Origin of the sequence: Spiroplasma melliferum KC3, from assembly GCF_000236085.2 — a bacterium.
Lineage (GTDB): Bacteria > Bacillota_I > Bacilli_A > Mycoplasmatales > Mycoplasmataceae > Spiroplasma > Spiroplasma melliferum.
The window spans coordinates 433948-447763 of record NZ_AGBZ02000001.1 but is presented as its reverse complement, the minus strand read 5'-3'; the positions used below and the strand labels follow the sequence as shown (position 1 = coordinate 447763).

16 protein-coding genes and 1 pseudogene are annotated in these 13816 nt (G+C 25.1%); all 17 read left to right on the top strand.

From position 1 onward, the window contains the following. Positions 1–2: 2 nt before the first annotated feature. The 17 genes and pseudogenes from SPM_RS02220 (at position 3) to SPM_RS02150 (ending at position 13807) form a co-directional block, all read left to right on the top strand. Positions 3–749 carry a GHMP family kinase ATP-binding protein gene (locus SPM_RS02220; protein WP_004028005.1) on the top strand — a complete coding sequence of 249 codons (747 nt, stop codon included), beginning with the start codon at positions 3–5 and terminating at the stop codon, positions 747–749. 68 nt (positions 750–817) lie between these two features. Further along, entirely contained in the window at positions 818–3427 is a 2610-nt protein-coding gene (gene polA / locus SPM_RS02215; protein WP_004028004.1) for a DNA polymerase I, read from the top strand. A gap of 105 nt (positions 3428–3532) precedes the next feature. Continuing rightward, a complete protein-coding gene (gene mutM / locus SPM_RS02210) occupies positions 3533–4366 on the top strand; it encodes a DNA-formamidopyrimidine glycosylase (protein WP_004028003.1) in 834 nt (277 codons plus the stop codon). A gap of 340 nt (positions 4367–4706) precedes the next feature. Beyond that, positions 4707–5597: a class II fructose-1,6-bisphosphate aldolase gene (gene fba / locus SPM_RS02205; protein WP_004028002.1), complete on the top strand. Its 891-nt coding sequence runs from the start codon at positions 4707–4709 to the stop codon at positions 5595–5597. A 105-nt stretch (positions 5598–5702) separates the two neighbouring features. After that, a complete protein-coding gene (gene budA / locus SPM_RS02200) occupies positions 5703–6428 on the top strand; it encodes an acetolactate decarboxylase (RefSeq protein ID WP_004028001.1) in 726 nt (241 codons plus the stop codon). Positions 6429–6763: 335 nt separating this feature from the next. Beyond that, the gene (locus SPM_RS06385) at positions 6764–6913 is read left to right on the top strand and encodes a hypothetical protein (protein ID WP_004027866.1); all 150 of its coding nucleotides are present in this window, start codon (positions 6764–6766) and stop codon (positions 6911–6913) included. Continuing rightward, entirely contained in the window at positions 6913–7161 is a 249-nt protein-coding gene (locus SPM_RS02195; protein WP_004027867.1) for a hypothetical protein, read from the top strand. The genes SPM_RS06385 and SPM_RS02195 overlap by 1 nt, the downstream gene beginning before the upstream one ends. Positions 7162–7698: 537 nt before the next feature. Next, positions 7699–8007, top strand: a complete 309-nt coding sequence (locus SPM_RS02190) for a hypothetical protein (RefSeq protein WP_004028000.1) — start codon at positions 7699–7701, stop codon at positions 8005–8007. A gap of 129 nt (positions 8008–8136) precedes the next feature. Continuing rightward, positions 8137–8316 (top strand): hypothetical protein, encoded by a 180-nt coding sequence (locus tag SPM_RS02185; protein ID WP_004027869.1) that lies wholly within the window; start codon positions 8137–8139, stop codon positions 8314–8316. A 62-nt stretch (positions 8317–8378) separates the two neighbouring features. Then, positions 8379–8543, top strand: a complete 165-nt coding sequence (locus SPM_RS06600; protein ID WP_004027711.1) for a hypothetical protein — start codon at positions 8379–8381, stop codon at positions 8541–8543. Continuing rightward, positions 8521–8964, top strand: a complete 444-nt coding sequence (locus tag SPM_RS02180; RefSeq protein ID WP_004027998.1) for a DUF3627 domain-containing protein — start codon at positions 8521–8523, stop codon at positions 8962–8964. The genes SPM_RS06600 and SPM_RS02180 overlap by 23 nt, the downstream gene beginning before the upstream one ends. Before the next feature lie 153 nt (positions 8965–9117). Further along, complete coding sequence (locus tag SPM_RS02175; protein ID WP_004027873.1) at positions 9118–9321, top strand: DUF2649 family protein; 204 nt, start codon at positions 9118–9120, stop codon at positions 9319–9321. A gap of 358 nt (positions 9322–9679) precedes the next feature. Then, positions 9680–10693: a hypothetical protein gene (locus SPM_RS02170; protein ID WP_004027874.1), complete on the top strand. Its 1014-nt coding sequence runs from the start codon at positions 9680–9682 to the stop codon at positions 10691–10693. Then, a pseudogene (locus tag SPM_RS06300) lies at positions 10686–11101 on the top strand (hypothetical protein). Before SPM_RS02170 ends, SPM_RS06300 begins: the two are co-directional and overlap by 8 nt. Further along, positions 11101–11337 (top strand): hypothetical protein, encoded by a 237-nt coding sequence (locus SPM_RS02160; RefSeq protein WP_004027616.1) that lies wholly within the window; start codon positions 11101–11103, stop codon positions 11335–11337. The pseudogene SPM_RS06300 and the gene SPM_RS02160 overlap by 1 nt, the downstream one beginning before the upstream one ends. 11 nt (positions 11338–11348) lie before the next feature. Then, positions 11349–11618, top strand: coding sequence for a hypothetical protein (locus SPM_RS02155; RefSeq protein WP_004027785.1), 270 nt, complete (start codon positions 11349–11351; stop codon positions 11616–11618). Then, positions 11618–13807: a spiroplasma phage ORF1-like family protein gene (locus SPM_RS02150; RefSeq protein ID WP_004027994.1), complete on the top strand. Its 2190-nt coding sequence runs from the start codon at positions 11618–11620 to the stop codon at positions 13805–13807. Before SPM_RS02155 ends, SPM_RS02150 begins: the two co-directional genes overlap by 1 nt. Positions 13808–13816: the final 9 nt, after the last annotated feature.

Here is a 13816-nt window from a genome sequence, read left to right as displayed (position 1 = left end):
GAATGAAAATTAGATCATATGGTAAGTTTAATTTAACCTTAGAAGTTTTTCATAAACATAAATTTAAAAAAATGCACCGTATTAAAAGTATTATTTTTCCTTATAAGGAAGAATATGATTTTGTTGAGTTATTGCCTTATCAAGGTCAACAAACAATTTTTACTTGCAATAAAAAAGAACTAGATTCAAATAATAATACTATTTTGGAAGCTTATCATAAATTTATTGTTATGTTCCCGAAGTTTAAATCAATTCCAGTTCATATTAATTTAATTAAAAATACAACTATTGGTTCAGGTCTTGGTTATTCTGCTAGTAATGCTGTTGCAATGATTAAACTTATTTGTCAATTTTTTAATATTAATTATTATTCTTGAAAAATTAAAAAGTTAATTCAAAATCTTAGTTCTGATGCCTTATTTTTTTATTTAGAAAAGCCAGCAATAGTCTCAGGTTATGGCCATAAAATTAAGTATTTAACAACCCATCAAATTAATAACTATCAAATTTCAAATCTTAAAATTATTGATTCAAAAATTTCATCAATTACAAAAGATGTTTATCAAGAATTTGACCATAATTATCAATACTATAAAACAAAAAAAATAATTAATAATCTTTATTTTAATATGTTACAACAGCCCGCTTTCAAAATTAATCCAAAATTAAAGCAATTTTATCTTACATTAAAGAAAGAGTATTCAAATGTAATGCTTTCTGGTAGTGGTGGTGCTTTTTTGGTTTGATAATTTAAGTTTTAAAGTATATTTTAAAATTAAATTAGGCTATAATTGGACATAAATGAGGAGATTGTAAAATGAAAAAAGTATTGTTAATTGATGGAAATTCTTTGCTTTTTAGAGCATTTTATGCCACAGCTTATAATGGCGAGATGTTAAAAAGTTTGGATGGAACACCAACAAATGCTGTTTATGCATTTGCCAATATGTTAAATAAAATATTAAAAGCAAATAACTACTATAGTGTTGTTGTTGCTTTTGATAAAGGAAAAAAGAATTTTCGTCATGATTTATTAGTTGACTACAAAGATGGTCGGAGCAAAACACCAAATGAATTAATTGTACAATTTCCAATTGTAAAGGAATTTTTAGATAGTTATCAAATTCCATATTTAGAGCAAGAAGGATATGAGGCTGATGATCTATTAGGATGTTTAGCAATGTTGGCTGAAAAAGAAGATTTTTATGTTGATATTTTTTCCAGTGATAAGGATTTATACCAACTAATTACTAATAAAACAAATATTTTAGTGCCACGTCAAGGCGATAGTGCTGATGTTATTGATGAAGCTGCTTTAATAGCAAAATGGGGAATTAAACCATTACAAGTTCCTGATTTAAAAGGGCTAATGGGTGACCCTTCCGATAATTTAAAGGGTGTTCCAAAAGTTGGCGAAAAAACAGCAATAAAATTAATTAAGGAATATCATTCAATTGAAAATTTATATGATAATATTGAACATATTAAGGGTGCTTTACAACAAAATTTATTGAATCATAAAGAAAGTGCATTATTGTGCAAAAAAATAGCTACTATTTTTTGTGATATTAATTTAGAGCATTTTACTTTCACTCCATTTTCACCAAATCAGGAAACATTAATGCAATTTTATTTAAAATATAATATGAATTCATTTGTAACAAAACTATTTAATAATCAAGATAATGATATCCAAAACTCAAATATAAAAGTAAAAATTATTGAAGAATGACGTTCTGAATTTAATGAAAACAATACTACTGTGTATTTAGAACTATTAGATGAAAATTATCATACTTCGGAAATTATTGGATTTGGAATTGTTAATTCCAAAGGCGTTTTTTATTTTGATTATATTCATGCAAAGCATGATAAACTATGACATCAATTTTTAAATGATAATAAATATCAAAAGTTAACTTATCATGCAAAAAGTTTAATTGTTGCTCTAGCTCGTGATAATATTTTTGTTCAAAATATTGAGTATGATATGATGTTGGCTGGTTATGTTTATAATTCAAATGCAAAAAATAGTTTAGATACTTATATTAATTTATTTGAGAAAAAACAAATTTTAACTGATGAATTATTTTATGGAAAAGGGGTTAAAAAACAAATTCCTGCTGATGTAATTAAATTAGGTCACTTTATTGGCGAAAAAGCAGCATATATTCATAAATTAAGACCAAAAATTATTGAGTTATTAAAAACTAATCAACAATATGATTTGTATCATAATATTGAGTTACCAACTGCTTTTGCATTAGCACGAATGGAAATTAATGGTGTTAAAGTTGACCAATATGAATTAACAACACAAACCTTACGAATTGAAAAAATTGTTCAAGAATTAAATAATGAAATTAATGATATTGCACAAAAAGAAATTAATCCTAATTCTCCAAAACAAATTTCAGAATTATTATTTCAAGATTTTTCCTTACCTGATCGGAAAAAAGGATCAACAGCACAAGAAACTTTAGAAGAAATAAAAAATAACCATGTAATTATTCCAAAGATCTTAGATTATCGAAAATATCAAAAATTATATTCAACTTATTTAAAAGGGATGGAAAAATATATTTTTGCTGATGGGAAAGTTCATACAATTTATAAACAAACCTTAACAAATACTGGCAGACTTTCATCTGTGGAACCTAATATGCAAAATATTAGTATTCGTGATGATATCCAAAAAGAGGTACGAAAAATTTTTGTTGTTTCATCACCAGATAATATTTTATTATCTTGTGATTATTCACAAATTGAATTACGAATTTTGGCACATATGTCAAAAGACCAAGATTTAATTGCTGCTTTTAATAATAATGAAGATATTCATACTAATACTGCAATGAAAATTTTTAATTTATCAAAAGATGAAATTACTCCAAATATTCGTCGTAGTGCAAAAGCTGTTAATTTTGGTATTATTTATGGAATTAGTGACTTTGGTTTAGCAACTGATTTAAATATTTCTGTTGCAAAAGCAAAAGCAATAATCAATAATTATTATCAGCAATTTCCAACAATTAAGGCTTTTATTGATAAACAAGTTGAGTTTTGTAAACAAAATGGCTATGTTACAACAATTTTTAATCGAAAACGTTATGTTCCAGAAATTAATGATCGGAATTATATGCAACGTGAATTTGGAAAGCGAATTGCAATGAATATGCCAATTCAAGGTAGTGCGGCAGATATTATTAAAATTGCTTTAAAAAATATTGACCAAGAGTTTTTAAAATTAAATTTAAAAGCAAAAATTATTGCACAAATTCATGATGAATTAATTTTTGAAATTCCGCAAGTTGAATTAATTCAAGTGCAAAAAATTGTTAAAACATTAATGGAAGATTCTACTAAATTAGATGTAAAGTTAATAGTTGATATGAAAACTGGTTTAAGCTGATATGATTTAAAATAAGATTAAATTATATTATTTTTTATAATTTTGATTACTTATTAGCATCTTGATTTTTATTAGATATAAAAATAAAATTAAATTATTAATTAAGAAAGAAGGAACAATATGCCAGAATTACCAGAAGTTGAAACGGTTCGTTGTATTTTAACAAAACATGTTGTTGGAAAAACAATTACTGATTGTCAAATTTTTTGAAATAAAATAATAAAATATCCTCTTGATTCAAAGGAATTTATAAAAGAGATTGTTAAACAAAAAATTAATCGAATTGATCGAATGGGAAAACATTTATTATTTATATTGGATGATTATGTTTTAATTAGTCATTTACGAATGGAAGGCAAATATTATTTTACATCAAAAGATGAACCTGGCGAATGACAACATATTATGGTTTTATTTGAACTTGATCATCAATTTCAATTGCGATATCATGATACAAGGAAATTTGGAACAATGCATTTATATAGTAAAAATGATTATTTACAACAAGCACCATTGAATAAGTTAGGATATGAACCATTTGATGAAAAGATTACAGTTTCATATTTGAAGAATGCTTGACAAAATAAATCGCAGCCAATTAAAACAACATTATTGGAACAAAATGTTATTGTTGGAATTGGGAATATTTATGCCAATGAAATTTTATTTGCCTCTAAAATTCATCCTGGTGAAAGAACAAAAAATTTAGTTGATCAAGATTATCAAAATATTATTGAGAATACAAAACTAGTTTTGCAAAAAGCTATTGATGAAGGAGGGACAACAATTGCAACTTACCATCCTGAACCAGGGATGGATGGTAAATTTTTACAACAATTAAAAGTACATGGGCGAAATAAAATGGAATGCCTTAATTGCCATCAATTAATTGATAAAATTTTTATTAATGGACGTGGAACTTATTTTTGTAATTATTGCCAAAAATTAAAATAAAAAGGCATCTCTTGAGTAGAAATGCCCTTTAGAAAAAACTATGAAAAAACTATTTACTAACGGATACCTATCTTTGGGTATTACCTTTTAGGAGGCCCATCCATCAGGTAATGATAAGCTCTGTTTGTTTACTATATGTTGCCATATAGTACTTTATTTATAACACGGGATTTTTAAAAAAGGGAACAAGAATTCTAAAAATTCTATTTTTTTTCTTTCTTTTTGGTAAATTTTGGTAAATTAGACAAATATTAATAAATTCCTTTGTTTTATACTATTTTTTAAAATAAAAAGTTTATAATATTAACGTAATATTTTATATTAGAAGGGAAAAAGAATTATGGGACAAAAATATCATGCTAGATTAGTTAATGCTAGTGAACTAATTAAAAAAGCACATCAAAATAAATATGCTGTTGGTCATTTTAATATTAATAACCTAGAATGAACAAAAGCTTTATTAGAAGCTGCACAAGCAACAAAAACACCAATTATTTTAGGAGCTTCAGAAGGAGCAATTAAATATATGGGAGGTTATAATTTAGTTGTTGCAATGGTTAATGCGTTATTAGACTCATTAGACATTACGGTTCCAGTAGCATTACATTTAGATCATGGTCAATCAGTAGAAAGTTGTAAAATGGCAATTGATGCTGGTTTTTCCTCAGTAATGTATGATGGTAGTCACCATCCATTTGCTGAAAATTTAAAAAATACAAAAGAAGTAGTAGCATATGCAAAAACAAATGCTGTATCAGTTGAAGTTGAAATTGGCACAATTGGTGGAGAAGAAGATGGTGTAGTTGGTGCTGGTGAAATTGGTGATCCAAAAGAAGCTGCAGAAATGGTAGCAACAGGAATTGATTTCCTTGCTGCAGGAATTGGAAATATTCATGGTCCTTATCCAACAGGATGACCAGGTTTAAATTTTCAAGCTTTAGAAGATATTCAAGCTGCTGCAAAAATTGGAATGGTTTTACACGGTGGTAGTGGAATTCCACAAGAACAAGTTAAAAAGGCGATTTCATTAGGAATTAGTAAAATAAATGTTAATACTGAATTACAAATTGCTTTTGCTGTTGCCACAAGAAAATATATTGAAGAGGGAAAAGACAAACCAGAAAATGGAAAAGGGTTTGACCCACGAAAATTATTAAAACCTGGATATGAAGCAATTAAAACAACATTTGATGAATTAACATCATGATTTGGATGCAAAGGTAAGGCATAAAAAACATTTCAAGAATGAAATGTTTTTTTCTTTAACTTTATGTTTAAATAATGTTAATAAACAATTTAAATATAAAGTTTATTAGAAGAAGGAGTTTTATTAGTTATGGTTCAAAAATTTAGTAATGTTTATCAATTTTCAACAATAACAAGTTTAGCCGCTGGAAATTTTGACGGTATGATTAAGTTTGAAGCGTTATTAAAGCAAGGTAATTTTGGATTAGGAACTTTTGACCATTTGGATGGTGAATTAATTGTTCTAGATGGTGAGGGGTATCAATTAAAATCAGATGGAACAGTTAATAAAGTTACGGCGAATATGACAAGTCCATTTGCTGTTATGGCATTTTTTGAAGAACATCAAAAAATTAATATCTCACAACCAACTAGTTATGAAGAAATTCAAAAAATTATTGTTGAAAATTTACCAAGTTTAAATTTATTTTATGGGATTAAAATTAATGGTTTATTTTCAGAAATAAAAACAAGAACTGTTTCGTGACAAGAAAAACCATATCCAACCTTAGTAAAAGCATCAGAACAGCAAGTAATTCTTAATGTTAAAAATATTAATGGTGATATTGTTGGTTTTTGAACCCCATCTTTTGCCAATACATTGGGAGTTAATGGTTTCCATTGTCATTTTATTAATATTGAAAAAAATACTGGGGGTCATGTTTTTGATTTCCAATTAGATTCAGGTACTGTTGAGATATGCTATTTTTCAAAAATTAACTTAGAATTACCCACAAATAAAGAATATTTGGAAAAAAATTTACGGGCTTTTGAATTACAAAAGGAAATTGAATTAGCAGAAAATGCCAAAAAATAGAATTATCTTAAATCTTAAAGTTCTTAATTAAGAACTTTAAGATTTTTTATTTAAAATGTAAATTGTAATATGAAGCAGAAAAAAATCAACTTTGAAAGGAGTTGATTTTTTTAATGGAAAGAAAACATTATTTTATTTTGCGGTCCTTAGTAACTAAGTATGGAAAAGATAATGTTATTAATACTGTTAATAAGATAGTAACTAATAATGTAAAAGAAAATGAATAAATTATCCGCGTAATTTATTAGCGGTGATTTATTCAATATTGTTTATTTTGAGCGTAGCGAACACGCGAAGCGTGCCGCGCAAGCTAAATTTCTAGGAGGAATTAAGTTATGCCAGTATGGTTAACATGAATATTTAGTATTGTTATTATTTTAGGAATTCTTGCTTGAATTGGTTTATCGATTTATCAAAAAATTCGTCAAATTCAAGGAAAGAAAAAAGATAAAAAAGAAATTAAAAATAAGGAGGATAAAGAATAATGTTAGGTATGTATTTAACAACAGCTGTTAATTTTCTAGCTGCAGATACTCCTACTATTTCAGGAGGAATGGATTCTATTTGAACTGGATTGGGTAATGCGATGATGAAAGTTAAAGATGCTGTTTATGCTGTGTTACCACAATTAATGACTTTTTTAGGTGATGCTTGAATTATTTTAATTCCATTTGGAATTTGAGTAATTATTAAAATATTAAACTTTTTCCGTGTTATGGTTAAAGGATTTTAATATTTATTATAATCGATCATATATCTTAGCTATGGCACACTAGCTTTTATGTGAATTGAATAAATAATTTTGTTGTTTATTTTTGCACTATACACTGTCTACAAATTTATTTTTAAATAAATTTAATTATTTTGGTTATTATTGATAATGTTAACAAGATGAAAAATCCTGTTGTGGAAATAAATATGACTATATCGCCAATAGTAGTTACATTTATATTGTTTATTGTTCATAATATTGAGTCTATTATGAAATATTTTTTTAGTAGTATTTAATAGAAATAATGTTGTAAAAAGTATTTCTTTTTTCAAAAACTTGTAGGCAGTATATAGTGTAAAAATATCAACTTAATTATAAACGTATAATTTTATATTTTAATAGCTATTAGTTAAAACTAAGTAGTTATTTTCAGTGTGCCTTAATTTTTGATTTTATATATTTAACAATGTTATTAACAGTGTTTATTACAATACATATACATTATTTAAGCATTAGATATAACAATGTTTGTTACAGTAAATGTTAAGGAGTATTTATATGAAAAAAATTATAGATAGTATCGAACAAGTAATTTCGATTTGTGGTCAAGATTTTGCAAAGTGGCCTAATAAAATGGCACCAGATGTTTTAAAAGCAACTTATGAAATGTTAAAAGAATATCAAGAACGATTAAATCATCATGAAGTGGATGAAATATTTTCTGAAAGTGATCGTGAACAAATTTTAGAAAAAGTAAAAAGTTTTTATGAAAATAAACTTGTTGAAAAAGATAATCATATAACTTTTTTAGAAAATACTATATCAAGTGAAATTCGTATTAAGAGATGAATTAATTCGAAAAATTAAAACAAAATCAATTAAAGAAAAGTGATTTTCGTATATATTCAAGGGAAATCATTAATTATTGGAACAGAAGGTGCTTATGTTATAAAATCTGAATTCAAAGAAAAAATAGAAAGTTTAGAGGAGTAAAATATGCAAGATTTATTAGATGAAATTAAAATGAAAATTAAAACTATGCAAGCTACTTTAATTCAATTAAATGAATATGAAATTCATCATGAATCCGTTAATATTATTCGAAAAGAAATGAGTTTTTATCAACATATCGCAGAACATTTAGAAAGTGAAATGAATAAAAATGGCAAATTATAAAAGGAATATTGTGATAATTGTCATTGAATTTTTCATCAAAAATTAAGAGAAAGGAAAAAATTATGTTAGGAATTTGAATATTTTTTATTAAACGTAAATGTCAAATTTGTCATTCTATTTTGAATAAAAAATTTGTTGGTAGTTTGTATTTTAAGTTAAATGTTTGTTCAATGCAGTGCAATAGAAAGCGAGTTGATTTGAATAATGTATCAGAAACCAAGTTATAAGAAGAATATTAACGTAGAAAATTACTTTATTCGAAGAGAATTTATAGTTTTTAGAACAGATAAAGCTTCATTTATAAATTTGCCTAATCACAATAAACATATTGGTTTTTGATTAAGCAATAGATTTATTTATTTTAGTGAAAAACATTCTGATCAAGTTGCTATTGGTTTAATTTATGATAATTCTTACCCTATTGTAAAATATAATGAAAATTTAAAACGTCATGTGTGAAAATATTTAACTGGAACAGAACTAATCAATTTGTATAATCAATATAAACAAAATTATTTTACACAAATGAAAAAAGCATTATTTCCGGGTGAACCTCAAAAAGTAAAAACAAATAACCATAATAATTTAACAAGTTGAAGTGTTGAAAAAGAACAAGAATTAATTAATGATTTGAAAGATTTAAATTAAATGAGTTTATATGATTACTGAGTTCAATTTGTTAGTTATATTATTGGTTCAAATGCCCCCGAATTTCTATATATATTATCTTTTGTATTATTTATAGTCTTATTTTTTGGAATGTTTTTTAAAATCATTCAAAAAATGTGAAGCTTTTAAATTATGATAAAAGATTGAGAAAAATTAAAAGAGTTTTTTATTCATGTATTTTTATTTATAGATAAATCTAATGTTGAAAGTATTACAACATGAAATTTAACTCAAAATGAATATTTAACTTTTATGATTGGTATTTGAATTGTTATTTTATTTTTAACTTGGTTTTTGTTGTGAATGGTTTTTAAAATAGTTAGTTGTTTTAAATAATTAAATTTTGTTATTATTATGGTTTTCTCTCCCCACAAATTTTTATATAAATATTGATATTATTCTTTTGATTATTATTATTCCTGCTCCTATTAAAACTGAAATAATGATAAATCAAATAAATGATGGGTTATTAATTTCTATTGTATTGAATAATCATATTATTTTATCTAATATGAATAATTCTTTTCCAAAAGGATTAAAACCTAAAAATAATAATATATAGGGCATTATTGGTGTGAATGTCCGTAGTATTGATAAAAAAATACTAAGTATTTTTATCACTCTCCTTTTTGATTTGTGGGGAGAGAAAACCATAATAATACTAGTTTAATTATAAATAACTATTGGAGGTAAAATGAAAAAGTTTATATTTTTTCTAAAAAATTATTGTTATATTAGCGGTTCAATGCTTTTGTTTAGTTTAGTTGATTTATTATTTTGAATTATTTCTTTAAATTATACCGGCTTAGTTTTTTGATTATTATTTGCTTTGCAATGTATTTATTTTCTTTGGTGATTATGAAAAAATATTTTTTATCAGTTAAATGCGTTTAGGTTAGTTAATTTTGTTTGAGATAATCCTTTATCAGTTATTATCGGTAAATTAGGAACAGGGAAAACATTACTTTTAACTTATTTGTCAGAAACAATGAAATTATTAACAGATAAAATTTATAGTAATTATCCATTAGAAGATGACAAAGTTAAAGTTTTAACATTTAAAAATTTAGACTTTACAGATAGAACAAAACCAGTTCCCCCAGATGATAGTTTAATTTTGTTTGATGAAAGTTTTTTATATATCGATGGGACAAGCCCGCACGATGAAAAAGTAACTCACCGTGGCAAAATTCCTTGAATTGTGTTGGCAAGACATTTTGGACATCGTGCTTTATTTACTGCACAACGCGAAGGTATGCTTTGAAATAATATTCGCCAATTAGCTAGTGGTATTATTATTCCTATTTCTTTGAAAAAACCAATTGTTAAAAAAGGATTTAACTTTTTTAATAGATTCTTTATTATGCGAATTGGTATTTTTCAAGATATTACTGATTATGAAATTTGAAAAACCGAGTCTGTCAAACGTACAGCCGAAGGTAAACATGCAAAACATAGATCTGATGTTGGATTAGGAATTCGGTTTTTTAAAATAATTATCCCATTAGAAATCGCCCAAAAGTATGAAAGTAAATGATTGTCATTTGTTCGTGAACTAAAAAATGATGATGTTCCTGTTACTAAAGAGTACTATTGAACACAACTTAAAGATTTAACAATAAAAGAACGTTTAGAATTGTTAGACATTGATATTTTAAAGAAAAATTTAAAACCTAAAAAAGAAAAAGGAAGTGGTAAAGATGATTAATTTATTTGCTGAGAATAATAGTAATTGAGACAAAATTTTTAGTTTTATTTTTGATGTATTTTTGTTTATTTTTGATGTGATTTGAAATACTAAATTGCCAATGACAAATACAACGATTGCTTATTTTATAATCTTTTTTTATGGTTATTTAAATTATCAATTTATGGCTATTCATGGTACATCAACACAATATAATGAATTAGGTTCAACTGTTCAAAATAGTACATCAAAATTATATTCTAGCAACAGCTCGTGGCGCTCGTGGCGCTGTTAACACTAGGCAAAGGTGTAAAAGCACATTTTAAAGAACGTAAACAATTTAAAATTAATCGTAATAAACAACAATTATCAAGTTTAGCAAAACAAGCAAAAACAAGAGAACAAGGATATCGGAGAGTGCATAAATAATGATTAGATTAGTTTTATTAGTTGCGGCAATTGCTATTTTTGGAACAGGATTTATTACAGTTATTATTAATCAGTTGACATCAGCAAAAAATATCATTATGGATTTATATAATTCTGATACTTTTTTACTTTCGTTGTTTGGTAAAATGGCAATTTTGTTTAGTCATCCGTTAATGTTAACAATATCAAGTTTATATATTGTTGGGTTTATTGTTTCAAAAACACTGTATAGTTAGGAGTTGAATTTATGAAAAGTAAAATTTTAAAATTTTTAAAAGAAAAATGATGAAAAATATTATTATATTTTTTGGTAATTAGTTTAGGAATGTTCGTACCTTTTCTTTATATTGATATTAAAGAATTTCAATTGTTTTTGAGTAAATTTGGTTCAGTTTCTTCAATTATGTGTATTGGATATATAATTTTTTGAATTTTAACTGCTGCGGGAATTATTGATTTAATATTATGAATTAAGAAAAAAATTAATAAAGATATAGTTAAAGGTAGTAAAGAATAATGCGTAAGTCATTATCTTTATTTGCAATATCTATTTTAGGTATTTTAGGTTTAATTATTCCTTTTATTACTTTAACAGCATTTAAACCCTTAAATCAGCAAAATTATACTGTTAATCAACAAACAACGGGAATTAATGAAACGGATTTTATTAATACAATGTTTTTACGCAGTAGTTTCTTTGAAAATTGGTCGGAAACAAATTATTTTATTAATCCGACTTTAAAAACATCACAATCATTAACTTATAATGATAAGTGATATTTAGACTTTTTAAAAGATAGTTATTCTACCGGAATTTCATTTGATAAACCTAGTGATGAATTTATGGATTTATATAAAAATTGAGATACTTATGCTAAACAGTATAATATTGATAAGTTCTATGATGTTGACAAAAAACAATTTTTAAAAGAATTAACTAATTTTTCTTATTCTTTTGCTAAGTATTTTAATACTGTTGAAATTATTAATAAATTAGAAAAAAGTGTTGATAATTTACAACAAGTTAATTTAAAATTTCAAAATTGAAAGTTAATCCCATTAGACAAATTGAATAGGAATCCAGATAATAAATGATATATTGGAATTGTAAAAAAGAAACAAAATGATAATTTTTCTATTATAAAATTTAATTTTTCAAATAAATCAATTTGAGATAATAGTGGTGTACCTTATCATATTATTAATGGTGTATGATATCTTTTTAAATCATATTACTGTTGAAATGGTAATGATGAACCTCAAACACCAGAAGTTAAAGATACAGGTGAAATAATTTTTTATACTGATAATGAATATCAAAATACTCGCTCTTTTTTGCTAAAGTATATTAATGCTATTGTGCAAGAAAATATTCGAGTTCAACAAGGTGGTAACCCTGATTATGATGATCCAAATTTAAGTAGTCCAAGAATTATTTTTGATTTTGAAATTATTAATAATTTAGATAAAACTAGTACTGGTATAATTTTAACTAAAAAGTCAATTTATCGAATGATTTTAACGATTGATGAACGAAAAAATATTATTGCTGGTAGTTTAGAGTTAACACACCTTAAGCAATATTGGAATGGATATGATTATAATAGTTATCGGTATACTGATGATTTAGGGTTTTTATTTTCTTTTATGAAAGATAAAGAAAATACATTTAATTTTAGTGCTGAAACATATAATTATTATCAAGGTAATACTCCTAATACTGGTAAGCGGGTTTTTGAGCAGATGAAAGGACAAATTGATATTAATAAATTTTTAAAAGCATTTTTTGCGCATGCATTGGTGCCAGTATTTCAAAATCGTAGTAATTTTATTGAAAGTGGTTATATTGATAATTTACAATATGATACGATTTTAATTAACTTTTTTGGTTTAAAGTTAGTTAATTTTAGAGATGTATTAATTGCAGAAAGTAATACTAATAAAACTCAATTTGAAAAGTTATTAAATAGTATGTTTAAGGTTTCGCAAAATTTTTATAAGGATTATTTACGAACCATTTTTGATTTAGAAAATAATACTTATGTGCAAGGTTATAACAAGAAATATGGTTTATTAGCGAATAATGGTTTTAAAATTTATCCACGATATTTTTATTTTTCTGATAAATATAAGCAATTAGATATTAAATTGTATTCAGCGTTTAAAAATCGATTTTATAGTACTAATTATGGTAATGTATTTAATTATGATTTTTCCGTTGCAAATGATTATAATATTAATCAAAATGAAGGTTATGTTTTTGAAGGTGCTTTAAAAAACAAATATGGTTTAAAATATAAAAAAATTGAAGAACAAAAAATTGGTTATAATGTTTTTGAATTACAAGCGCAAAAAGAAAATGATATGTATCGTTATTATGATTTTAATTTTGGTATTTATAATGGACAAGAAATAAATAATGGCGGATTATTTCCTGACGGACAATGATGACAAGCACAATATGAAAGTTGTAGTTGATATAATTTAGCATGTCATATTCGAAATGCTGCAATTTGAGTTGTAAATAATATTCCTGGTGTAAAACAAGTGAATGAGTTAGCAAGTGGTGTTGGTAAAATATTTCAAACAATATATAGTTTTTTTAATCAAACGTTTGAGGTGTGAAAATTTAGTCCGGCGTTATATAACACAATAACAAATATATTTTTATTAATTATCTTTATGAAATTTGTGCGATTAATATAAAAAGGACTT